The organism is Nevskia sp. (assembly GCF_021732705.1).
In the GTDB taxonomy this organism is placed as follows: Bacteria; Pseudomonadota; Gammaproteobacteria; order Nevskiales; family Nevskiaceae; genus Nevskia.
The window spans coordinates 110,483-133,866 of sequence record NZ_JAKFUM010000002.1 but is presented as its reverse complement, the minus strand read 5'-3'; the positions used below and the strand labels follow the sequence as shown (position 1 = coordinate 133,866).

23 protein-coding genes are annotated in these 23,384 nt (G+C 67.2%); 18 read left to right on the top strand and 5 right to left on the bottom strand.

The window, feature by feature from the left end:
- Window positions 1–17: 17 nt before the first annotated feature.
- Window positions 18–863: a sulfate ABC transporter permease subunit CysT gene (gene cysT / locus QZ951_RS01025; RefSeq protein ID WP_292997615.1), complete on the bottom strand. Its 846-nt coding sequence runs from the start codon at window positions 861–863 to the stop codon at window positions 18–20.
- Window positions 864–935: 72 nt separating this feature from the next.
- Entirely contained in the window at window positions 936–1,949 is a 1,014-nt protein-coding gene (locus QZ951_RS01020) for a sulfate ABC transporter substrate-binding protein (protein ID WP_292997613.1), read from the bottom strand.
- 289 nt (window positions 1,950–2,238) lie between these two features.
- Between QZ951_RS01020 and QZ951_RS01015 the strand changes: the two genes are divergently transcribed.
- From QZ951_RS01015 to QZ951_RS01005, 3 genes are all read left to right on the top strand, one after another.
- On the top strand, window positions 2,239–4,794 hold the full coding sequence (locus QZ951_RS01015) for a TonB-dependent receptor (RefSeq protein ID WP_292997611.1): 2,556 nt from the start codon (window positions 2,239–2,241) through the stop codon (window positions 4,792–4,794).
- Between the two features lie 167 nt (window positions 4,795–4,961).
- Complete coding sequence (locus QZ951_RS01010; protein ID WP_292997609.1) at window positions 4,962–6,443, top strand: alginate export family protein; 1,482 nt, start codon at window positions 4,962–4,964, stop codon at window positions 6,441–6,443.
- Between the two features lie 224 nt (window positions 6,444–6,667).
- Window positions 6,668–6,967: a hypothetical protein gene (locus QZ951_RS01005; protein ID WP_292997607.1), complete on the top strand. Its 300-nt coding sequence runs from the start codon at window positions 6,668–6,670 to the stop codon at window positions 6,965–6,967.
- Between the two features lie 22 nt (window positions 6,968–6,989).
- Here the strand turns inward: QZ951_RS01005 and QZ951_RS01000 are convergent, their stop codons facing one another.
- Window positions 6,990–7,583: a HupE/UreJ family protein gene (locus QZ951_RS01000; RefSeq protein WP_292997605.1), complete on the bottom strand. Its 594-nt coding sequence runs from the start codon at window positions 7,581–7,583 to the stop codon at window positions 6,990–6,992.
- Window positions 7,584–7,602: 19 nt separating this feature from the next.
- Window positions 7,603–8,172 (bottom strand): HupE/UreJ family protein, encoded by a 570-nt coding sequence (locus QZ951_RS00995; RefSeq protein WP_366943776.1) that lies wholly within the window; start codon window positions 8,170–8,172, stop codon window positions 7,603–7,605.
- Window positions 8,173–8,720: 548 nt separating this feature from the next.
- Here QZ951_RS00995 and QZ951_RS00990 point away from each other — a divergent pair.
- From QZ951_RS00990 to QZ951_RS00975, 4 genes are all read left to right on the top strand, one after another.
- The gene (locus QZ951_RS00990; protein ID WP_292997601.1) at window positions 8,721–10,139 is read left to right on the top strand and encodes a DUF3526 domain-containing protein; all 1,419 of its coding nucleotides are present in this window, start codon (window positions 8,721–8,723) and stop codon (window positions 10,137–10,139) included.
- A 1-nt stretch (window position 10,140) separates the two neighbouring features.
- Window positions 10,141–11,634: a DUF3526 domain-containing protein gene (locus QZ951_RS00985; protein WP_292997599.1), complete on the top strand. Its 1,494-nt coding sequence runs from the start codon at window positions 10,141–10,143 to the stop codon at window positions 11,632–11,634.
- 1 nt (window position 11,635) lies between these two features.
- Window positions 11,636–12,340 carry an ABC transporter ATP-binding protein gene (locus QZ951_RS00980; protein WP_366943765.1) on the top strand — a complete coding sequence of 235 codons (705 nt, stop codon included), beginning with the start codon at window positions 11,636–11,638 and terminating at the stop codon, window positions 12,338–12,340.
- 74 nt (window positions 12,341–12,414) lie between these two features.
- Window positions 12,415–14,559, top strand: coding sequence for a TonB-dependent receptor (locus tag QZ951_RS00975; RefSeq protein WP_292997595.1), 2,145 nt, complete (start codon window positions 12,415–12,417; stop codon window positions 14,557–14,559).
- Window positions 14,560–14,672: 113 nt separating this feature from the next.
- Here the strand turns inward: QZ951_RS00975 and QZ951_RS00970 are convergent, their stop codons facing one another.
- Window positions 14,673–15,761 (bottom strand): hypothetical protein, encoded by a 1,089-nt coding sequence (locus QZ951_RS00970; RefSeq protein WP_292997593.1) that lies wholly within the window; start codon window positions 15,759–15,761, stop codon window positions 14,673–14,675.
- A 95-nt stretch (window positions 15,762–15,856) separates the two neighbouring features.
- Between QZ951_RS00970 and QZ951_RS00965 the strand changes: the two genes are divergently transcribed.
- From QZ951_RS00965 to QZ951_RS00915, 11 genes are all read left to right on the top strand, one after another.
- Entirely contained in the window at window positions 15,857–16,078 is a 222-nt protein-coding gene (locus QZ951_RS00965; protein WP_292997591.1) for a succinate dehydrogenase assembly factor 4, read from the top strand.
- Between the two features lie 57 nt (window positions 16,079–16,135).
- Entirely contained in the window at window positions 16,136–16,537 is a 402-nt protein-coding gene (gene sdhC, locus QZ951_RS00960; RefSeq protein ID WP_292997589.1) for a succinate dehydrogenase, cytochrome b556 subunit, read from the top strand.
- 60 nt (window positions 16,538–16,597) lie between these two features.
- Complete coding sequence (gene sdhD, locus QZ951_RS00955; RefSeq protein ID WP_292997587.1) at window positions 16,598–16,978, top strand: succinate dehydrogenase, hydrophobic membrane anchor protein; 381 nt, start codon at window positions 16,598–16,600, stop codon at window positions 16,976–16,978.
- 5 nt (window positions 16,979–16,983) lie between these two features.
- Complete coding sequence (gene sdhA, locus QZ951_RS00950) at window positions 16,984–18,771, top strand: succinate dehydrogenase flavoprotein subunit (RefSeq protein WP_292997585.1); 1,788 nt, start codon at window positions 16,984–16,986, stop codon at window positions 18,769–18,771.
- Window positions 18,772–18,796: 25 nt separating this feature from the next.
- Entirely contained in the window at window positions 18,797–19,300 is a 504-nt protein-coding gene (locus tag QZ951_RS00945; protein WP_292997583.1) for a DUF2939 domain-containing protein, read from the top strand.
- Between the two features lie 34 nt (window positions 19,301–19,334).
- Window positions 19,335–20,120 carry a succinate dehydrogenase iron-sulfur subunit gene (locus QZ951_RS00940; protein WP_292997581.1) on the top strand — a complete coding sequence of 262 codons (786 nt, stop codon included), beginning with the start codon at window positions 19,335–19,337 and terminating at the stop codon, window positions 20,118–20,120.
- 392 nt (window positions 20,121–20,512) lie between these two features.
- Window positions 20,513–20,872 carry a YkgJ family cysteine cluster protein gene (locus QZ951_RS00935; RefSeq protein WP_292997579.1) on the top strand — a complete coding sequence of 120 codons (360 nt, stop codon included), beginning with the start codon at window positions 20,513–20,515 and terminating at the stop codon, window positions 20,870–20,872.
- A 103-nt stretch (window positions 20,873–20,975) separates the two neighbouring features.
- Entirely contained in the window at window positions 20,976–21,209 is a 234-nt protein-coding gene (locus QZ951_RS00930; protein ID WP_292997577.1) for a succinate dehydrogenase assembly factor 2, read from the top strand.
- A complete protein-coding gene (locus tag QZ951_RS00925; protein ID WP_292997575.1) occupies window positions 21,178–21,648 on the top strand; it encodes a protein YgfX in 471 nt (156 codons plus the stop codon). Before QZ951_RS00930 ends, QZ951_RS00925 begins: the two co-directional genes overlap by 32 nt.
- A gap of 34 nt (window positions 21,649–21,682) precedes the next feature.
- Window positions 21,683–22,597: a DNA-3-methyladenine glycosylase gene (locus tag QZ951_RS00920; RefSeq protein WP_292997573.1), complete on the top strand. Its 915-nt coding sequence runs from the start codon at window positions 21,683–21,685 to the stop codon at window positions 22,595–22,597.
- A gap of 3 nt (window positions 22,598–22,600) precedes the next feature.
- Complete coding sequence (locus QZ951_RS00915) at window positions 22,601–23,149, top strand: methylated-DNA--[protein]-cysteine S-methyltransferase (RefSeq protein WP_292997571.1); 549 nt, start codon at window positions 22,601–22,603, stop codon at window positions 23,147–23,149.
- Window positions 23,150–23,384: the final 235 nt, after the last annotated feature.

Here is a 23,384-nt window from a genome sequence, read left to right as displayed (position 1 = left end):
GGTGTTTTCGATCTGGCTCACGAGCGCTTCCTCACCCAGGCCTGCAGCAGGTTGACGATCAGCAGCAGCACGAACGAGATCACCAGCATCGTCGCGGCCACCGCGGTGGCGCCCTGATAGTCGAACTCCTCGAGCTTGATGATGATCAGCAGCGGCGCGATTTCCGACACCAGCGGAAAGTTGCCGGCGATGAAGATCACCGAGCCGTACTCGCCGACGGCACGGGCAAAGGCCAGCGCGAAGCCGGTGACCACCGACGGAAACACCGCCGGCGCAATCACCCGGACCACCGTCTGCCAGCGCCAGGCGCCGAGGGTGGCGGCGGCCTCTTCCAGATCCCGGTCGACTTCCCGCAGCACCGGCTCCACCGTCCGCACGATGAACGGCAGGCCGATGAAGGTCATCGCCACGATCACGCCGAGCGGGGTGTACGCGATCTTGATGCCGAGCGGCTCCACCAGCGAGCCGATCCAGCCGTTCGGCGAGTACAGCGCCGTCAGCGCGATGCCGGCCACCGCCGTCGGCAGCGCGAACGGCAGGTCGATGAAGGCATCGAACAGGCGCTTGCCGACAAAGTCATAGCGGACGAAGACCCAGGCCACGATCGACCCGAACACGACGTTGATCAGTGCCGCGATCAGCGCGGCACCGAAGCTCAGGCGCAGGGCCGCCAGCACGCGCTCGGACGTGATCACGTGCCAGATGCCGCTGACGCCGAGGCCGGAGGCCTTGAAGAAGACTCCGGCCAGCGGAATCAGCACGATCAGGCCGAGGTAGAACAACGAAAAGCCCAGCGTCGGCCCAAGGCCCGGTATGGCTCGCTTCGTCGGGCGCCGGGCAGGCAGCGTGGCGGTGGCGCTCATCGTGTCGGGAATCGAAAGGTCGTGAAATGCCCGGGCCGCACGGCGCTGGCGCCGGCGGCGGGGTCCAGCGCGCTACTTTGCAAGAATCCGGTCGAGCACGCCGCCATCGGCGAAGTGGGTGGCCTGCACCTTGGCCCACGAGCCGAACACGTCGTTCAGCTTGAACAGCTCGATCTTCGGGAAGCGGGCAAGGTCGGCCGGGTCGGCGTTTTCCGGCCGATACGGGCGATAGAAGTTGCGGGCGATCAGCTTCTGGGCCGCCGGCGTGTACAGATACTGCAGGTAGGCCTCGGCTTCCTTGCGGGTGCCGTGCTTGTCGACATTGACGTCGACCAGCGCCACCGGCGGTTCGGCCAGGATCGACAGCGGCGGGGCGACGATGTCGAACTTGTCCGGGCCGAGTTCTTCCACCGACAGGAACGCTTCGTTTTCCCACGCGATCAGCACGTCGCCGAGACCGCGCTGGACGAAGGTGGTGGTCGATCCGCGGGCACCGGTGTCGAGCACCGGCACGTTCTTGAACAGCTTGGCGACGAAGGCCTCGGCCTTGGCCGGATCGTTGCCGTACTTGCGCAGCGCGTAGCCCCAGGCCGCCAGATAGTTCCAGCGCGCGCCACCGGACGTCTTCGGGTTCGGCGTGATCACCGCGATGCCCGGCTTGATCAGGTCGTCCCAGTCCTTGATGTTCTTCGGGTTGCCCTTGCGCACCAGGAACACGATGGTCGACGTGTACGGCGACGAGTTGTTCGGCAGGCGCTGCTGCCAGTTGGTCGGCAGCAGCTTCGCGCGTTCGGCGATCGAATCGATGTCGTAGGCCAGCGCTAGGGTCACGACGTCGGCTTCGAGGCCGTCGATCACGGACCGCGCCTGCTTGCCGGACCCGCCATGCGAGGTCTGGATCCGTGTGCCCTTGCCGGACTTGGCCTTCCAGTCGGCCGAGAACTCGGCGTTGACCGCCTTGTACAGCTCGCGGGTCGGGTCATAGCTGACATTGAGCAGATCGGCGTGGCCGACGGCGGCCGTACCCGCGAGAACGGCGGCGAGCGCGGGGCGGATCAGTCGTGACAGCAGTGGGCGGACGTTCATGCGGGTCGGGTCAGGTGGCGGGCGCGCATTAATAACAGAGTGACACAGGGCGGCAGTGCGTCGGCACGGCGTTAGAACAAAAAAGACTGTTTCGATTATTTGGAAGCATAAAGAAACATAAGCCCCCGGTCCGCCGTCCGACCAATTATTCGATAACCGAATAAAAAAGGAAACCGTCAGCATTTTCTGCGTCTTTTATTAGCGCTTTTGGATATTTAATTTTTCTTTTTAAGATCGGTAGTCTCTGGCGCCACGACACCTCCAACGGCTTTTCACTGCTCCGAAGACGATGAGTACCCCAGACACCCTGCTTTCCCGTGATGTTCCGACTTCGCCGGCGCCGCGCCGGCTGCGTCGTCGCCTGCCGTTGGGGACTGCCGCCTCGATCAGCGCCCTGTTCCTGTTCGGCGCCACGGCGCAGGCTGCGGGTGCCGCCACCGATGCCACCGCACCGGCCACCACCGCCGAATCGGTCGGCGTGGCCGCTGTCGATGTTGCCCAGACCGAGGTCGCACAGGCCGAAGTGGCCCAGTCCGAAGTCGCGCAGGCCGAGGTGGCGCAGGCCGGCAAGTCGGGCAGCCGCGTCGCGGCCGTGCTCGAGGAAGTGCAGGTCACCGCGCGTCGCAAGACCGAAAGCGTGCAGAAGGTGCCGATCGCCGTGTCGGTCATCGGTGGCGATTTTCTCAACGAAATCGGCGGCTTCAACGTCAACCGCCTGAAGGAAGTGCTGCCGAGCGTGCAGTTCTACTCGACCAACCCGCGCAACTCGGCTCTGAACATTCGCGGCCTCGGTGCGCCGTACGGCCTGACCAACGACGGCATCGAGCAGGGTGTCGGCCTGTACATCGACGGTGTCTATTACGCCCGTCCGGCCGCCGCCACGCTGGATTTCATCGACATCGATCAGATCGAAGTGCTGCGCGGCCCGCAGGGCACGCTGTACGGCAAGAACACCACGGCCGGTGCGGTCAACGTCACCACCAGGAAGCCGAGCTTCACGCCGGGCTCGACGGTCGAGCTGTCCTACGGCAACTACACGTTCATTCAGGCCAAGGCCTCGCTGACCGGCCCGCTGTCGGACAATGTGGCCGCCCGCATCTCGTTCGTCGGGACGCAGCGCGACGGCTTCCTCTACAACGTCCGCACTCAGGACGATCTGAACGACCTCAGCAACCTCGGCATCCGCGGTCAGTTCCTGATCAAAGCCTCGGAAGACGTGACCATCACCGCGTCGGCCGACTGGACGAGCCAGCGGCCGGAGGGCTACACGCAGGTCGTCGCCGGCGTCACGCCGACGCTGCGCGCGGCGAACCGCCAGTACGCCGCGATCGCAGCGTCGCTGAACTACACCCCGCCGAGCTTCAACCCGTTCGCCCGCCTCACCGACGTCGATTCCCCGATCCGTTCGTATCAGGACCTCGGTGGCGGCTCGGTGACGGTCGACTGGACCTCCGACTACGGCAAGTTCAGCTCGATCAGCGCGTACCGCCTCTGGGACTGGAACCCGTCGAACGATCGTGACTTCCTCGGCATTCCGGTCAACACGGTCTCGGCCGCAACCTCGTACCAGCAGCAGATTTCGCAGGAATTCCGCTTCGCCGGCGACATCACCAAGGACATCAACTACGTGGTGGGCCTGTTCGGCTTCCGCCAGACGATCAAGTCGAATCCGCGCCAGACCACGGCGCTCGGTTCGGCGGCCTCGCGCTACCTGCTGGCGGGCACCGCGAACGCCAACAACGCCGCGCTCCTGGATGGTTTGACCCAGCAGATCGACGTCAAGTCGATCTTCGACAGCGCCGCGCTGTTCGGCCAGCTCGAGTGGAAGCTCACCGACCAGATTCGCGTGCTGCCGGGTCTGCGTCTGAACTACGACCGCAAGGAAGTCGACTACGACGCGCAGGTGACCGGCGGTCAGGACACCCGCAACAACCCGACCTTGCGCGCCGTGCAGCTGGCCCAGCTGCCGCAGCAGACCTACTTCGCCGACATCGACGACACCAACGTGTCCGGCCAGATCACGATCGCCTACAACCCGATCGACAACGTCGATACCTACGCCACCTACTCGCGCAGCTTCAAGACCGTGGGTCTGAACACGGCCGGCGTGCCGACCGATAACAACCAGCCGCGCCTCGATCTCGCCACCGTCGCGCCGGAAGAAGTGACGCACTACGAGATCGGCATCAAGACCCGGCCGTTCCGCCGCGTGACCGCCAACCTGTCGCTGTACAACACCGACATCAAGGACTTCCAGGCGCAGGTGCAGGACAACACGGCGGCGACGTCGCGCGGTTATCTCGCCAATGCCGACAAGGTTCGCGTTCGCGGCGTCGAGTTCGACGGCAATGCGCGGATCGGTCAGCACTTCAGCACCTACGTGTCGGCGGCCTACACCGACGGCAAGTACGTGCGGTTCACCAACGCGCCGCTGTCGCTGGAAAACACCGGCCGGGCACGCCCGAACGACATTCAGGACGTTTCCGGCCAGCGTCTGCCGGGCATCTCGAAGTTCTCGACCAGCTTTGGCGGCGAGTTCTTCACGCCGACCTCGTTCCTGAAGCGCGAAGGCGACTTCTTCTTCGGCGTCGATGTCAGCTACCGCTCGGGCTTCTCGTCATCGGCCACGCCGTCGACGGTGCTGAACGTCGAGGGCTACGAACTGGTGAACGCCCGCATCGGCTTCCGCAGCGCCAACGGCTGGGACCTGTGGTTCTGGTCGCGCAACCTGCTCGACAAGGAGTACCTCGAACTGCTGTCGCCGGGCTTCGGTGGCACTGGCGTCTACGTCGGCCAGCCGGGCGATCCGCGGACCTTCGGCGTGACGTTCCGCACCGAGTTCTGAGCCAGCAGCACCTGACCAGGCGCCGGTTCCGGCCGGCGCCGTTGTCACGACAAGGCCCCGACAGGGGCCTTGCTCGTTTTCGGAGGTGGGTGGCCCGACCGGCGTCAAGCACTTGCATCGCGCGGCAAAAGCCGGGATTGTCTGCGGCCCTTCCAGGTCCCGCGCAGATGAACACTCGCCTGTTGAGTCCGGCCACGGCACGTCGGTGGCAGTCCACCCTGCTGCGCGCTGTCGCGGTCGGTCTTCCGATCGTTGCCGCCACCGGCGTGCCGTGCGCGACGGTGCGGGCCGCGGACCCGGTTCCGGCCGATGGCGCCACCGCAGACAGCCGGAACTACTACGTCGAACGCCGCAGCTACGGCACCCGTCGCGTCAGCGAGCCGCCGTCGTACGTACAGCAGCTGAACCAGACCTGGCTCGGCAAGCTCGACGGCTTCGGCGACATCGACTGGCTCGACATCGGCCTCGACCACCGCACCCGTTTCGAGATTCGCGACAACGATTTCCGGCGCAGCATCAACACCGTCGACCAGCCGTTCCTGCTGCGCACGCGCGCCTTTCTCGCGGTCAAGAACCGGTTCGATCCGTTGCGCTTCACCGTCGAGTTCAGCGATGCGCGGCGCTACAACACCGATTTCGCGCGCGACGTGCGCGATACCAATCTCCAGGAACCGATCCAGCTCTACGGCGAGCTGTTCTTCAAGCAGTCGTGGCTGGCGAACCAGCAGCTGAGCGTGAAATTCGGCCGGCAGGCGTTCGAATATCTGGATCGGCGACTGCTGGCGCGCAACGAATTCCGCAATACCACCAACAACTTCGACGGCATCCGGGCGATCCTCGGCAAGCAGTCCGATGCCTGGCAGGTCGATGCGCTGCTGCTGCAGCCGGTGCTGCGCGACGACAACGGCTTCGATCGCCGCGACAAGGCCAACACGCTGGTCGGCGTGATCGGCGACTACCGCCAGTTCTCCAACATCATCACCGTGCAGCCGCTGTATCTGGTGCTGAAGCAGGACGGCGAGCGGGCGCCGAGCGGCGTCGAACGCGAAATCCATACCCTGGGCGTGCGCGGCTACGGCGTCGTCGCCAAGACCGGCTTCGACTACGACTTCTCGTACTACCGCCAGCGCGGCAACGACGGTCCGCGCAAGCAGGACTCGCAGGCCTACACCGGCGAACTCGGCTACACCTTCGCCCATCCGTGGAAGCCGCGGCTGAGCGCCGCGTACAACTACGCGTCCGGCGACGACAACCCGACCGACAGCCAGAGCGGCCGATTCGAGCGCCTGTTCGGCTTCGCACGGCCGTTCTCGCAGAACGATTATTTCGTGTTCGAGAACCTGGAAGCGCCGAAGGTGAGGATCGAGATCTCGCCGACCCGAGACCTGCAGCTCGACGCCGGCTTCAACTGGTATTCGCTGAATTCGGCGACCGACCGCTGGAACAACACCGGGCTGCGCGATCCCAGTGGTCGGAGCGGGACCTATCTCGGCCACGAGGTCGACGCGCGCGTGGTCTGGCGGCAGTCCCGGCACTTCCAGACCGAGGTCCTGTACGCCTATTTCAAGGCGGGCGAGTTCCTGCGCGAGGCCGGGCGGGGCGGTACCTCGAACCTGCTGTTCGTGCAGCTGACCTACAGCGCGTTCTGACGCTCGCCCGAGCCACGGCCGGGCGCGGCCCGTCCCGGCGGGGCCGCGGGTCCGGACGACTGCGGCGGCAACGCCGTGATCGTCGGGAACGGCGGCCGACAGCACAGGACCCGCCGAATCGGCATTGACTTCAACCGATTGCCGATCGCCGTTTCCGCCGACAGACTGCTGCCATCCGCGACAGCCGGCGTCCGGCCGTTCCCGCCATCCGATCGAGAGACTCGATGAAATCCCAGATTGCTTTGACCGTCATCGCCCTGCTGTTCGCCGGTTCCGCCGCCGCGCACAGCGCCCACTGCCATGTGACGAATGCCGAAGGCGTTTCGGTCGACGACAAGTCGCTGACCCGCAAGTCGGACTGCAAGGCCAAGGGCGGCAACTGGTCGCATCATGAGCTGCACTGTCACATCGCCGACGCCAGCGGCAAGTCGGTCGACCATCCGGACATCCGCAGCCGTGCGGCCTGCGAGAAGCAGAAAGGCCTGTGGGAAGACCACGAGACGCCGGACGACAAGGCCGGCTGACGCGCGCTGGCTGCGCGGTGCGCTACAGGCCGGACGGCCTGCCGAGACTGTTCAGCGCGGTCACCAGCAGCCCGATCGCCGCAATCCAGCTGCCGGCCACGCGGACGCCGATGCGCAGCCACCATGGCTTGACGTGCAGCATGACGAACATGGCGTAGAACGTCGCCATGAAGCCGGCGATGGTCAGCCCGGAAATGAACAGCACGGGCTTGACCGGGGGCACGATCTCGACGCCGTTGGTCGCGCCATGGGCGAGGCCGCACAGCACGGCGAGACCGATCAGCAGCGACGGGCGCAGTGGCAGGGCCAGCGCCACCAGTCCGCCGAGCACGATCAGCGAAAGCAGGCTGGCCCACGTCGCCCCGGCTCCGGCGAGCCCGAGCATGCCGAGCACGGCACCGGCGGTCATCGCCAGCGCGAAGACGCCAGCCACCCGGAGCCCGGCCTTTTCCCCGTTCTGACCGGCCAGCAGGCCAAGCGCCAGCATCGCCAGCGCGTTCTCCAGCGTGGTCAGCGGGTGCAGCACGCCCAGCCAGAAATCATCGGTCTTGACGCCGCCGAGATGGGCGTCCGCGTGCAGTGGCAGCAGCGCCAGCAGCAGGCTCAGCCAGCCCATCGGTAGTCTCCGACGACGGCTAGGCAAGCGCTTCTCGCAGGAAATGGAAGCCGACCATCGCGATGCCCGCGCCGCAGGCGCGCATGAACAGCGCGCCGGCCTTCCAGTGATCGAGCAGGCCGATGGCGATGCCGCCGAGGTGCAGCAGGCCGGTGGCCAGCACGAAGCCGCCGGAGTACGAGATCGGATCGATCGACGACGGCAGTTCCGCGCCATGGGCATAGCCATGGAAGATGGCGAAGATCGCCACCACGATGCCGGCCAGCGACAGCGGCAGGCGCACGGCGAAGACGATCAGGAGGCCCAGCACGATGCCGGAGCCGGCGATGCCGTATTCGATGGCCGGCAGCGGCACGCCGTAAACGCCCAGCACGCCGCCGAACGCCATCACCACCGGGAACGTCGCCGGCAGCACCCACAGTGCCGGCGCGCCGAGCTGCGCGCCCCAAATGCCGACCGCCACCATGGCGACGACGTGATCGAGGCCCGAGACCGGGTGCAGGAAGCCGCTGAGGAAGCCGTTCAGACCACCGGCGCCGCTGTGGGCCATGGCCAGCGACGGAATCAGCAGCAGCGCCGCAAGCACCATCTGCGGCACCCGCGTTGGTGCCAATGGCGCAACCGGCCACGGCAGCCGCCAGGTGTCGCGGCGCACCGCGGCGCACGAACGGAGAAACCGGAAACAGGCCATGAGCACGGTCAGCACGTCGGGAGAGCTGCCGATCATACGATGTCGTGACTTCGCTTAACACGGGTTTTGCGGTGGGGCGCCGACGCCAGCGACATCGGTCAATGACGCGTCGAACGGCGTCCCGACGGGCAGGCACCGGCGCGATGCCGCCGTCGGTGACATCGCGCTGGGACGGCGCCATCACCTGGTCACCGACCGCGCACCCGGCATCTGCCGCGCAAAAAATATTTCGTTATCAGTGATTTGCACGGGACGCCGCCGAGCCCTGGCCGCGCCGCGCCGAGCAGCGCCGATGCGGCGCGACGCCGCTGATCGCGATCAATCGCCGATGTGTCACACGTAAGATATAAATTTCATACGTCCGCACTTGTGCGAACGAAGCCGTGACGCGCGTTCGACGCGGCCGGCGGCGTCACTCCTTTCACGCGGTACCGGGGATTCACAACGTGATCATCACCATCGCCCGTCGAGAGATCCTCGACACCTGGCGTGGCGGGCAGGTGCGCCTTGCCGGCGCCATCCTGATCGGCCTGCTGCTGCTGGCACTGGCCGTCGGGCTGCAGCATCAGGCCCGGGCCGACGCGGCGCGCAAGACCGCGCAGGCGGAAGACACGCGCATCTGGCTGTCGCAGGGCAAGCTCAACCCGCACAGCGCGGCGCACTTCGGGCGCTACATCTTCAAGCCACAGGGAGCGCTGGCGTTCGTCGACGAAGGCGTCAACCCGTATGCCGGCAGCGCCGTGTATCTGGAAGCGCATGTCCAGACGCCGTCGCGCGCGCGGCCGGCCGACGATGCCGCGCTGCTGCCGGTGTTCGGCGAACTGACCGCTGCCCTGGTGCTGCAGCTGCTGGTGCCGCTGCTGATCATTCTCGTGGCGTTCGCCGGCTTCAGCGGTGAACGCGAGAACGGCACGTTCCGGCAGTTGCTGAGTGTCGGCGTGACGCGCCGGGCGCTGGTGCTCGGCAAGGCGCTGGGCCTGAGCGCGAGCCTGCTGGCGATCCTGGTGCCGGTGGCCGTGATCGGTTCGGCGGCGCTGCTGGTCAGCGGCCATGGCGCGATCGATCTGCTGCGGCTGGCGCTGATGAGCGTCGGTTACCTGCTGTACTTCATCGCCTTCGCCGGCATCACGCTGGCGGTGTCGGCGCGGGCGCCGTCCTCGCGACAGGCGCTGGTCGTGCTGCTCGGCTTCTGGCTGCTGTCCAGCCTGCTGCTGCCGCGCCTCGCGGTGGACGCCGCCAACCACCTCGCACCGGTGCCGACCGTGGCCAGCTTCCGCAAGGTGCTGGCCGACGACGTCCGCAACGGCATCAGTGGTCACGATGCCGAGGACGCGCGGCTGAGCAGCGTCAAGGCCGCGCTGTTCAAGCAGTACGGCGTCAGCCGGATCGAGGATCTGCCGATCAATTTCGACGGCATCGCGCTGTCGGAAGGCGAGCGCTACGGCGCGCTGGTGATGGATCGGCGCTACGGCGAACTCTGGCAGCAGTACCAGCGGCAGGCGCTGGTGCAGCGCGCTTTCGCGCTGCTGACGCCGCTGCTGGCAGTGAAGCCGGTCTCGATGGCGCTGGCCGGCACCGATCTCACCGTGCAGCGCGATTTCACCGAGCAGGCCGAGCGGTACCGGCGCCAGTCGATCCAGTTGATCAACGACGACTACACGGTCAACGGCAAGCTCGATCAGTGGACCGACGACGCCGGCGGCCCGGAGCTGTGGGCGAAGGTGCCGCGCTTCCAGTACGTCGAGCCGTCGATGCAGGCCGCGCTGATGCCGACGCTGCCGGATTTCGCGCTGCTGGTGCTGTGGTCCGGCGCGGCGCTCGGGCTGGCGTTGTGGGCGATTCGCCGCACGTCGGTGGAGATCTGAGATGAGCGCCTCGACCCATCGCATGGCGCCGCCGAAGACCTTGTCGATCCTCCTGCGGCATGAGCGCCGCATGGCGCTGGCCGATCGCAGCCTGTTGATCGCCTTGGCGATTTTCGCCGCCGCCACGCTGTATGCGCTGGCTTCCGGCGCGGCCTGGCTGCGGGGCCGCGAGGCCGATGTGGCGCTCGCCGCCGCGCAGTCGAAACAGCGCACGGCGGACTTCCAGACGGACCTGCGCATCTATGAAGCTGGGCAGGGCGCCACGCTGGGCGAAAAGCCCGGCTGGTACCCCGGCTGGATCAAGTCGCCGCTGGCGCCGGATGCCCGGCCGGGCCTGGCATCGCTGCCGCTGGCGCTGATGGCCAGCAATGCCGGCGAGGTCCAGCCCGCGCTCGCGACGATGCGCGTTGCCACCAGCCGCTACGCCCTGTTCGACGATGCCCGGGCCTCGACCCAGAACCCGGCGACGCTGGCGGTCGGCCGTTTCGATCTGGTGTTCCTGCTGACGGCCGTGCTGCCGCTGCTGCTGCTCGCGTTCAGTCACAACCTGCTGTCGTCGGAACTGGAGCAGGGCACGCTCGCGCTGGTCGCGGTGCAGCCGGTAGCGATGACGCGGGTGGTGCTGGCCAAGCTGCTGTCGCGCGCGGCGGTGCTGCTGCTGCCGGCGCTGTCGGTGATCGTCGTCGGCCTGCTGCTGTTCGCCGGGGTGCCGGCCTCGGCCGCGGCCTGGCGGGATCTCGGCGCGCTGCTCCTGATGATCGTCAGCTACAGCCTGTTCTGGCTGCTGCTGAGCGCCTGGGTCAATGTCCGCGGTCGCTCGTCGTCGTCGAATGCCCTGCGGCTCGGCGGCTGGTGGCTGGCGCTGGTGCTGGTGATTCCGTCGCTGCTGAACCTGCTGGTGCTGGGTCTGCAGCCGCCACCGGATCGGGCCGAGCTGACCAACCGCTTGCGCGCCACCGTGGTCAACGCCCGCAACGGCGGCAAGAATCTGGTCAGCGATTTCAACCTGCAGCATGCCGAGCAGCCGATCCGCGGCGATGCCAACGGCCGCGACAACTTCGACAGCCCGAAGGCGATCCTGAAGTCGTGGCTGGTCGCGCAGGCCAGCGAAGCGGCGGTCGCGCCGATCGCCGATGCCTTCGAGCGGCGGCTGTCCGCACAGCAGCGGCTGGCCGAGCGCCTGCGCTTCCTGTCGCCGGCGCTCAGTTTCCAGTCGGCCCTGAACCGGCTGGCCGGGGCCGATCGCAGTCGCACCGAGCAGTTCATCGCCGCGGTGCGCGACTACCAGGCCGCGTTTCGCGGCTACTTCGTTCCGAAGATCGAAGCCGGTGCCTCGATGACCGCCGACGATCTCGACCGCATCCCGGCGTTCGTGATGCCGGCACCGCGGCGCGGCTCGGCCCTGATCGCCGACTGGCTCGGTCTCGCATGGCCGTCCGTGCTGCTCGCGCTGCTCGCCGCGCGCGGCTTCCGCCGTTTTCGTGTGGGGAAATAACGTGTTGCAAACTAAAGCCTTGACCAAGAAATACGGCGATCAGACGGCGCTCGACAGCCTCGATCTGGAGATCGCGCCGGGCGAGATCTTCTGCCTGCTCGGCGCCAACGGTGCCGGCAAGACCACGACCATCAACCTGTTTCTGGATTTCATCGAGCCGACCTCCGGCGCGGCGCTGATCAACGGCCTGGACGTCCACCAGAACGGGCTCGCAACCAAGCAGTTCGTGGCCTACATCCCGGAACAGGTGACGCTGTACCGCAACCTCACCGGGCTCGAGAACCTGCGCTTCTTCGCCAGCCTCGCCACCGGCGAGGACTTCGGCATGACGAAGCTGCGCAGCATCCTGAAATCCGCGGGCCTGCCGGACGGCGCGGCCGAGAAGCGCGTCGGCACCTATTCCAAGGGCATGCGCCAGAAGGTCGGCATTGCCATCGCCATGGCCAAGGACGCCAAGGCCCTGCTGCTGGACGAGCCCACCTCCGGACTCGATCCCAAGGCGTCGAACGAATTCAGCGAGCTGCTGACCCGCCTGAGTGGTGAAGGCGTGGCGATCCTGATGGCGACCCACGACCTGTTCCGCGCCCGCGAAACCGGCACCCGGATCGGGATCATGCGCGCCGGCAAGCTGCGCCAGACCCTGCGTGCCAGCGAGATCGGCCATGCCGATCTGGAAGCGCTGTACCTCGAACACATGCGCGATTGACCCGCGACCTCGCCGGTCCGCGACGGCGGACGGCTGCGCTTCCTCCCCTTTTCGCCCACACCCGCTCCGCACCCATGAAGACGACTCCTGCTGCCGCGATGACGGCAGCCATCCGCCTCGCGTTCTGCCTGCCTGCCGCCGCCGTCAGCCTGCCGGCGCTGGCCCAGACCGAAGCCGCGAACGCTGCGCCGAAAGCGACCGAGGTCGCCACCGTCACCACCTTGTCCGAAGTGAAGGTGGCCGGCGAGCGCGATGCCGGCAAGATCGAGCTGACCGACCGGATCGACGGCTTGCCGGGCCAGACCTACGTGATCGATCGGGACCGCATTCAGGCGCTGCCGTTTTCGGATGCGACGGATCTGCTGCGCCAGACGCCGGGCATCACGCTGGGGCCGTCGAGCCCGACCGGCGACATCGGCGACGACATCAGCATCCGCGGCTTTTCGAGCTTCCACGGCGCCGATGCGGCGGTGTTCATCGACGGCGTGCCGGTCAATGCGCCGAACGGCGCCAACCGCCACGGCGCGGTCGATTTAAACTGGCTGACGCCGGAACTGATCGAGCGGATCGAGATCGTCAAGGGTCCGTTCTCGGCGCTGTACGGCAACTACAACCTGTCCGGCGCGATCAACATCATCACCAAGTCGAAGGACAAGACCAGCGTCTCGGCGCAGGCCGGCTCGTACGGCAACTACAGCGGCAGCGCGATCTACGGCCGCGAGCATCAGGGCATCACGCCGTTCGTGGCCTTCGACTATCTGGACCGCGATGGCTACCGCGAGCGCGGCGACTACAAGCGCGTCAACAGCTTCAACAAGTTCACCTTTCCGGTGCTCGACGGCAACCTGTCGCTGCGCTTCAACGCCAGCTTCCGCGACTACCGCGGCAATGGCTTCCTGAGCGCCGACGACGTGCGCGCCGGCGTGGTCGACCGACGCAGCGCCACGGCCGGTTCGCAGTTCGATCGCGGCAAGAACGACTACTACACGTTCGTGGCCAACTACATTCCGAAAGGCCCGACCGGCGTCACCGCAACGGCGTATGCCGGCCGCGACGAATTCCTGTTCGTCGACACCGCGTTCAACACGCCGAGCGCTTCGCCCAACCCGGCGGACCCGACCTACGAACCGGCGTCGTTCGCGCGATCCGACCGCAGCTACGCCGGCTGGCGCGTGCAGCACACGTCGAACGACCTCTGGCAGGACCGGGTGCTGCTGACCGTCGGCAGCGATGGCCAGTTCGACGATGGCACCGTGGTCTCCGGCACCGCCACGGCCACGGGCGGCATCGAGGATGTCGTCGCCAACCAGTCGCGCAACCAGCGAGCGGAAACGATCCAGGCCGGTGTCTTCGCGCAGGGGCAGGTGCTGCTGCACAAGACCTTCAAGCTGGTCGGCGGCCTGCGCTGGGATTACGCCGGCACCGACGTCATCAACAACCGCTATGCCAACAACTCCGGCCAGCATGACCAGAGCACGCTGACGCCGAAGATCGGCGCCGTGTTCACGCCGATCCGGCAACTCGAGTTCTTCTCGAACTATGGCGGCGGCTTCCGCACCGCGGCGGCGACCGAGCTGTCGCAGAACCGTGCCGGCGCCACGTTCAACGACGCGCTCGGCGTGGCCAAGCTGGAAAGTGCCGATGCCGGCGTCAACGCCTGGCTGCCGTTCGGCCTGAAGCTGTCCGGCGATGTCTTCACCACCACCTCGAAGCGCGAACTGCGGCGTGGCGCCAATGCCAACAACTCGTTCGATGTCGTCAACATCGGCACCTCGCAGCGCGATGGCTACGAGCTGTCGATCGAATGGCAGGCGCTGCGCAACCTGCGCTTCCAGGCGAGCCATGTCGGCGTCGAGACCGAGATCAAGGACATCGCGGTGGCCGGCGCCAGCCGCATCATCACCGTGCCGGACAACACGCAGACCTTCAGCGCCTCATGGTTCGGCGATGTCGGCCGCGGCTATCGGGTCAATGTCGATCTCTTCGGCCAGCGCGTCGGCCAGCGACCGCTGACGGCCGACGGCCGGGTCTACGACGACGGCTTCATCCGTTACGGCATCAAGAGCCGGGTCAGCCGCGGCCGGATCGCGGCGACGCTCGGCGTGGACTACCAGCCGAACCGCTTCACCTCGGACTTCGCGTTCCTGAACGGCCCGGTGATCTTCGATCCGCAGCCGCTGATCAACGTCGTCGGCAGCATCAAGTACAGCTTCGATTGACCGACCGGCGTCCACCGCCGCGCGAATCGCCTCGCGCGGCGCGACGCCGGCCGATCAGGCCGCGCCCCGGGCCGTAAACGGGGCACCCTCGATCACCGCCTGCCGGCGGCGGCTCAGGCGATCAGCGTCAGCGGCAGGCCATCCGGCGCGCCGATGCGGAGGTCTTCGGCTTCGGCCTGCGCCGTCTGCAGCACGACGAGCACGGCGTGGCCGCCATCGGCGTTCATGGCGGCGTCGAGCACATCGCCGACCGGCGCCGTGCTGCCGGCGACGAACACGGGCGCGCCGCGCGTCACGGCGTCTGCCGCCGTGCGGCCGACATACATCCGGCGCTTCAGGTTGCCGAGGTAATGCAGCCGCGCCACGATCTCCTGACCCGGGTAGCAGCCTTTCGAAAAGCTGATGCCTTCGAGCTTGTCCAGATTCATCATCTGCGCGACATGCTGCTCGCGCGTTTCCGCACTCAGCGACGGGAAGCCGGCGAGGATGTCGGTCAGCCGCCAGGCTTCGGTGCCGACCGGCCGCGCATGTGCCGCAAGCTTCGGCCACAGCGCGGCCAGTGTCGCGGCCGGGCCGTGCAGCGTGTAGCGGTTGCGCTCGCCACGGCGGCGCATGACGACGATGCCGCCGACTTCCGCGCACAGGCACAGCACGCTCGGCACCAGCAGGCCGGCCTCGGCCAGCACCCGGTCGGCATTCGGGCCGGCCACGCCGATCGACACGACCTCGGCGCCGGCATCGTCGAGCCTGACCTTCGAGCGCAGCACGTACATCCGCAGCCGCTTCAGCGCGTCGCCGAGCACGGCGCGGCTGGTTTCGAGCCAGATCTGATCGCCGGCCCGAATCGCGGTGAAGATCGCCAGGACCCGGCCCTTGGGGTTCGAATAGCTGGTCAGCTGGCCGCGGGTCGGCGTCAGCTCGCGGATGTCGGCGCTGAACTGGCCCTGCAGGAAGGCATCGGCATCGGCCCCGGTGACCCGGATCGTGCCGCGATCGGCCAGCGGGGCGACGACATCGGCGGCGAGCACGGCGGCGGCCTCGTCGCGCCGATCCCCGAAGTCCGGCAGGCCGTCGTTTCCGAGCCGCGCGCCGAGGGCTGCGAGCCAGTCGAAACCGGTGGGCCAGCGGCGTTCGGACGCGACCGGGTCGATGGTGGCCGTGGTCGGGAAAAGGGAGGGCGATGCAACGGTTTCAGGAGGCATGGAGGCCGGGCATAGGTGGTTCAACTGACACGCTTCGTTGCCATGAATGCGTGAATTTTGTCACACTAACGGGGTTTCGCAGACCGCACTCCTCCGTGACCTCCCCCAACTCTTCCGACGTACCCGCAGCAGACGGCACCCCGCCAAATGCTGCACCGCAATGCGGAACTGACGGCCTGATCGCCGTGCCGCCAGCGCCGGAAGCCGCGCCCGAAGCCATTTCCGAAACCGTTCCCGAGATTGGCGGACGCCGGGACGGTACCGACCCGACGCGGTTCGGTGACTGGGAGAAGGGCGGTCGCTGCATCGATTTCTAGGCGCCTCCCGACAGCCGCCTCGCACGTAATCCCCTCAGACCCTAGGTGACGCAACCCATGTCCGTGAAGCCCGCAACGTCGAACCGTCCGCTGTCACCGTTCATGATCGGCCCGTATTACCGGCCGCAGCTGACGTCGATGCTGTCGATCACCCATCGTCTGACCGGGCTGGCGCTCGCCTTCGGCACGATCTTCCTCGCCGCCTGGGTCACCGCCGCCGCCACCGGGCCGGACGCGTTCGGCACGTTCTCGGCCATCGCCGGCTCGATCGTCGGCAAGATCCTGCTGTTCGCCTACACGTGGGCGCTGACCTATCACCTGTGCAACGGCATTCGTCACCTGGTCTGGGATACCGGCCGCGGTTTCGAGCTGAAGGCCGCGTACACCAGCGGCTACACCGTCGTCGGCGCGTCGATCGTGCTGACCGTGCTGACCTGGGTCGCCGCGTTCGCGCTCTGAAGCGCGCGCCGCAGTCCCCGTCGCAACCCCGATTTCACTTGATTGTCAGGAGCTAGCCGCATGAGTCTTCGATCGCCGCTGTCACAGGCCCGTGGCCTGGGTTCAGCCAAGGAGGGTGTCGGTCACTGGTGGATGCAGCGCATGACCGCCATTGCCCTGATTCCGCTGTCGCTGTGGTTCGTGTTCAGCGTCGCGCGGTTCCCGTTGCTCGATTACGCGACGATGATCGCGTGGATCAAGTCGCCGCTGGTCGCGGTGGCGCTGGTGCTGTACTTCGCGGCGATGTTCTATCACGCCGCGCTCGGCGTTCAGGTCGTGATCGAGGACTACGTCGGCAATGAAGGCGTGAAGCTGGTCAGCATCGTGCTGTCCAAGTTCGCGCTGTTCGCATTCGGTGCCGCGGCCGTGTTCGCGGTGCTCAAGATCGCCCTCGGAGCCTGATAGAAATGACCTACAACATCGTTCATCACGAGTATGACGTCGTCGTCGTTGGTGCCGGCGGCGCTGGCCTGCGCGCCACCGTCGGCCTGTCCCAGGCCGGCCTCAAGACGGCGGCGCTGACCAAGGTGTTCCCGACCCGTTCGCATACCGTCGCTGCCCAGGGCGGCATCTCGGCCGCGCTCGCCAACATGGGCGAGGACGACTGGCGCTGGCACATGTACGACACCATCAAGGGCTCCGACTGGCTCGGCGACCAGGATGCGATCCAGTACATGTGCCGCGAAGCGATCCCGGCGATCATCGAGCTGGAACACTGGGGCGTGCCGTTCTCGCGCACGCCGGAAGGCAAGATCTACCAGCGTCCGTTTGGTGGCATGACCACGAACTACGGCGAGGGCACCGCGCAGCGCACCTGCGCCGCCGCCGACCGTACCGGCCACGCGATGCTGCACTCGCTGTACCAGCAGAGCCTCAAGAACAAGGCTGAGTTCTTCATCGAGTATTTCGCGCTTGACCTGTTGACCGACGCCGACGGCTCGGTCCACGGCGTGCTGGCCTGGGATCTGGCCACCGGCAGCCTGCATCGCTTCCGCGCCAAGCAGGTCATCCTCGCCACCGGCGGCTACGGCCGTGCGTATTTCTCGGCGACCAGCGCCCACACCTGCACCGGCGATGGCAATGCCATGGCGCAGCGCGCCGGCATTCCGCTGCAGGACATGGAGTTCGTGCAGTTCCACCCGACCGGCATCTACGGCTCGGGCTGCCTGATCACCGAAGGCGCGCGCGGTGAAGGCGGTTATCTCACCAACTCGAAGGGCGAGCGCTTCATGGAGCGCTACGCCCCGAACCGCAAAGACCTCGCGTCGCGCGATGTCGTCAGCCGTTCGATGACCATCGAGATCCGCGAAGGCCGCGGTGTCGGTCCGGAAGGCGACCACATCCACCTGCATCTCGAGCACCTCGGTCCGGACGTGCTGCACAAGCGCCTGCCGGGCATCTCCGAGACGGCGAAGATCTTCGCCAACGTCGATGTCACGAAGGAGCCGATCCCGGTGCTGCCGACCGTCCACTACAACATGGGCGGCATCCCGGCGAACTTCCACGGCGAAGTGGTCACCAGCCTCGACGGCAAGACCGATACCGTGATTCCGGGCCTGATGGCGGTCGGCGAGGCCGCCTGCGTGTCGGTGCACGGTGCGAATCGTCTCGGCTCGAACTCGCTGCTCGACCTCGTCGTGTTCGGCCGTGCCGCAGCACTCCATGCCGCGACGATCGTCAAGCCGGGCTCCAAGCACGGCAAGATCTCGACCGAATCGGAAGAGAAGGCGATCGCCCGCTTCGACAAGCTGCGTCACTCGACCAAGGGCAGCCGCGGCACCGCGGAAATCCGTCTCGAGATGCAGAAGACGATGCAGAACCACGCGGCCGTGTTCCGCACCTCGGCGTCGCTGACCGAAGGCGTCCGGAAGATGCAGAAGACCATCGAGTCGTTTGCCGACGTCAAGGTCAACGACAGCTCGCTGGTCTGGAACTCGGACCTGATGGAAACCCTGGAGCTCGACAACCTGCTCGGTCAGGCGCTGATCACCGTGGCTTCCGGCGAGAACCGCCACGAGTCGCGCGGCGCCCACGCCCACGAGGACTTCCCGGACCGCGACGACGACCACTGGACCAAGCACACCTTGGCCTGGCGCGACGGCAACACCGGCGTGAAGTTCGGCTATCGCCCGGTGCACATGAACGTGCTCGACGACGAAGCCAAGGTCATCCCGCCGCAGAAGCGCACGTACTGAGCCGTCGATCGTCGCCGCGCAGCCCATGAGCCGCTCCGTCATCACTGCTGTCGTCGTCGTCGCGCTGATCGGCGTGACGGCGGCCGTGGCGTCACCGCTGCTCGGGCTGCAGGCCCTGCGCGATGCCCTGGTGGCGCGGAACAGCGAAGCGCTGGCGGCGCTGGTCGAACCGGACCGGCTGCGCGGCAACATCGCGGCGCGCATCCACGCGCGCTACGAGCAGGTGGCCGTGCGGGTGCCGGTAGAGCCGGTGGTCGAACGCCTGCTGACGCCGTCCGGGCTGATCGCCGCGATCTGCGACGGCGGCGCGCTGACCGTGCAGGGCACTGTGCCCACCAGCTGCGACATCGAAGGCTCCCTGAGCGATGTCCGCTTCGAGTCGATCAACCGTTTCAGCGCCGCGCTCAGCCGCAGCGGGCAGGTCGCCGCAACCATCGTGATGGACCGCGCCGGCCTGCGCTGGCGGCTGGTCGACATCGTGCTGCCGGTGACCGCGTACGACCAGCTCAAAGATTCCGTCCTGAACTAAGTTTCCATTTGCGTTTCATTGAAGGAGCATCGTCATGGCACAGCTCACGCTTCCCAAGAACTCGAAGATCGATCGCAGCGCCGGCAAGGTGTTCAAGGCCCCGGCGGGTGCCAAGAACGTTCGTGCGTTCAAGATCTACCGCTACGATCCGGACACCCAGGCCAACCCGAGAGTCGATACCTACGAGATCGACATGGACAAGTGCGGTCCGATGGTTCTGGACGCCCTGATCAAGATCAAGAGCGAGATCGATTCGTCGCTGACCTTCCGCCGCTCGTGCCGCGAAGGCATCTGCGGCAGCTGCGCCATGAACATCGACGGCTCGAACACGCTGGCCTGCACCAAGGCCTGCGATGACGTGAAAGGCGAGGTCAAGATCTACCCGCTGCCGCACATGCCGGTGATCAAGGACCTGATTCCGGACCTGACCCATTTCTACGCGCAGTACGCCTCGGTCGAGCCGTGGCTGAAGACCGACACGCCGGCGCCGACCCGCGAGCGCCTGCAGAGCGAAGAAGACCGCGCCAAGCTCGATGGCCTGTACGAGTGCATCCTGTGCGCGTGCTGCTCGACGAGCTGCCCGAGCTACTGGTGGAACGGCGACCGCTACCTCGGCCCGGCCGTGCTGATGGCCGCGTACCGCTGGCTGGTCGACTCGCGCGACGAAGCCACGGGCGAGCGTCTGGACCAGCTCGAAGACCCGTTCAAGCTGTATCGCTGCCACACGATCATGAACTGCGCGAAGACCTGCCCGAAGGGTCTGAACCCGGCCAAGGCGATCGCCGAGACCAAGAAGATGCTCGTCGAGCGGAGGGGGTGAGAAGCTGCGGCTTTGCGAGCACTGCTCGCAGCAGCTTCGAACGCCCGTAGCGAAGCGAAGGGCCGGCGGAGAAGCTGCGGCTTTGCGAGCACTGCTCGCAGCAGCTTCGAACGCCCGCAGCGAAGCGAAGGGCCGGCACAGAAGCTGCGGCTTTGCGAGCACTGCCTCGCGCGCTCGCGAACGCCCGTCCGCGGTAGCGGGCGGGCCGGGGCGAGGTTGACCGGCGCGCAAGGCACCGTTCGCAGCAGCTTCGAACGCCCGCAGCGACGCGAAGGGCAAGGACAGCACAAAGCCGCATTTCCGGCCGTTACCACGTGGAACCCAAAGGCGGCCTTCGGGCCGCCTTTGTCGTTCTGGCGCAAGCTGCGCCGTGCGCCGCCCGGAGTTCCGACATGAGCCTGTCCGAAGACGACCTGATCATCGACACGCTGCGCGCGCGGATTCCGGCGTTCACCTGCGTGTCCGGCTGCCACGACTGCTGCGGACCGGTCACGGCCTCGTCGACGGAAATGGCGCGGCTGCCGCGTCGCAGCCGTGCGGCGCGAGACGCAGCGCTAGAAGCCCTGAGCTGCCCGCATCTTGGCCCGCAGGGTTGCACCGTCTATGACCAGCGGCCGTTGATCTGCCGGCTGTTCGGCACCACGCCGAGCCTGCCGTGTCCACGCGGCGCGAAGCCGGAGCGGATGATCGCGCCCGTGGTCGAGCAGCGGATTCACTGGTTCGCCAGGCGGACGCGGCAAGTGCTGGTCTGAACGCCGCGCGCCCGTCGCTCCGACGGCCGAGCGACAGGACCGTTGCGCCTCGATTGCCTGCCATCGGCGATAATCGGGCACCACTTTCCAACCCCTCCCGTTCATGAGCGATCTCGACCGTCTCCGCTTCCTGTGCCGCCGTGGCATGAAGGAACTCGACGTGCTGTTCGGCGGCTTCCTGGCCCGCCATTACGAAACCGCCACCTCCGAAGAAAAGTGGGTGTTCCTGCGCCTGCTCGAATGCGAGGACCCGGACCTCTGGGCCTGGATCATCGGTCAGACCCCGCCACCGGCCCAGTACGCCCATGTCATCGAACGCCTTCAGCGCAACGATTGACCTGCGGCCGACGCACAGCCTGCGCGGCATGCAGGCGCTCGTCGTGCTGCATGTCGCCGCCATCGGTCTGGCCTTTCTCGCGCAGCCGCCGGATCAGCTCGGGCTGCTGCTGTCCGGTGCCTTGCTGCTGTCGTGGTTCAGTCTGCGCCGGCATCCGATCATCGGCTTCGGGCCGAAGGCACTGACGCGGCTCACCTGGCATGCCGGCGGCACGGCGTGGAGTCTCGAAACGGCACGCGGTACGAAGCGCGACGCCGAACTGCTGCCGTCATCGCTGGTGAACGGGCGCGTGCTGGTGCTGAACTTCAGGCTCGCCGACGGCAGTCGCCGCAGCCGCGCACTGTTCGGCGACGAGGTGGATGCCGATGCGCTGCGTCGCCTGCGCGCGCGCCTGCTGACCGGACAGGCGCTGGCCAAGCCGGACGCGAAGGCCGACTGATGGCGCGTCCGGCGGTTCGCGTCGTGACGCGGCGATGAGCCGGGCTGCCGCGTCCGCGGCACCGTCGTTGCGGCTCGATTACCAGCCGCCGCTGGCCTGGGACGCGCTGCTGGCGTTTCTCGGCGGGCGTGGTGCGGCCGGGGTCGAAGCGGTGGTCGACGATCGCTACCTGCGCACGGTGCGGATCGGCCCGCATCGCGGCTGGTTGGCGGTCTCGCCGCCGAGCGATGACGGCACGCTGGCCGTGGAACTGTCGCCGTCGCTCGCGCCGGTGGCCGCGAACGTCGCGGAGCGGCTGCGACAGCTGCTGGACCTGCAGGCGTCGCCGCCGGCGATCGCCGGGCATCTGAAGCAGGATCCGGTGCTGGCGCCGCACCTGCAGGCGACGCCGGGCCTGCGCGTGCCCGGCGCCTTCGACGGCTTCGAACTGGTGCTGCGCGCGATTCTCGGTCAGCAGGTGACGGTCAAGGCCGCGACCACGCTGTTCGGCCGCTTCGCGAAGGCCTACGGCGAGCCGATCGAGACGCCGTTCGAGGCGCTGCGCCACTTGAGCCCGCAGGCAGCGCTGGTTGCCGACGCGCCGCTGCAGCAGCTGATCGATCTGGGGCTCACCCAGCGTCGGGCGCAGACCATCCGCGACGTTGCGCAGCATCACGCCGACGGCGCGCTGCGGCTGGAACCGGGTGTCGACACGACGGCCGAACTAACGCGCTTCAAGGCCATTGCCGGCATCGGCGACTGGACTGCGAGCTATGTCGCGATGCGGGCGCTGCGCGATGCCGATGCCTTTCCGGCCGGCGATCTGGCGCTGTGCAAGGCGCTGGGCGGGGTCAAGCCGCGCGAGGCCGAAGCCCGCAGCGCGGCGTGGCGACCGTGGCGGGCCTACGCGGCGCTGTATCTGTGGCGCAGCCTTGCAACATCGAATGCCGGGCGCGAGGCGGGTGGCTGAACCATGACCCTGGGACGCGGGGAATTGAAGCGGGCAGTGGCCGGCGTCGTGCCGACCGCGCGGGCCATCGAGGCCACGGTCTACTGCATTGCGCCGAGCCCGATCGGCGAACTGCTGCTGTTCGGCAACGGCCACGCGCTGCAGGGTCTGTATCTCGAAAGCCATGACGTCTGGCCGCAGAAGCAGCCCGACTGGCGCTGGGACGAAGCGCCGTTCAAGGCCGCGATCGCCCAGCTGCACGACTACTTCGACCGCCGGCGGACCGTGTTCGACCTGCCGCTGGCGCCGGTCGGCACGCCGTTCCAGCAGCGGGTCTGGACGGCCCTGCTCAACATTCCGCACGGCGTGACCATCAGCTACGGCGAACTGGCGACGCGCCTCGGCGATCCGAAGGCCTCGCGCGCGGTCGGTCTCGCCAACGGCCGCAATCCGATCTCGATCATCATCCCGTGTCATCGCGTGATCGGCGCCAATGGCAATCTGACTGGCTATGGCGGCGGGCTCGATCGCAAGGAATGGCTGCTGCGGCACGAGGGTGCGCTGCTGCTCTGAATCCGGATCATGGTCGCGCACGCGGACCTGATCCAAACCGTCGATCAAGCCGTAGACGGCATTGACCGCTTGCTTCCGCGCGGCATGCGATGCCCAAGCGGAGATTTTTTCGACGGTCGCCGTCGAACCGATGACCTATCCTTGCAGGTGGCAGGCGGCAGGCGATCGGCTTGAGCAGCATCAACGGCGTCCGGCACGGATCATGAGAGCGTCACGTCGACGGCAGTGGAATAAC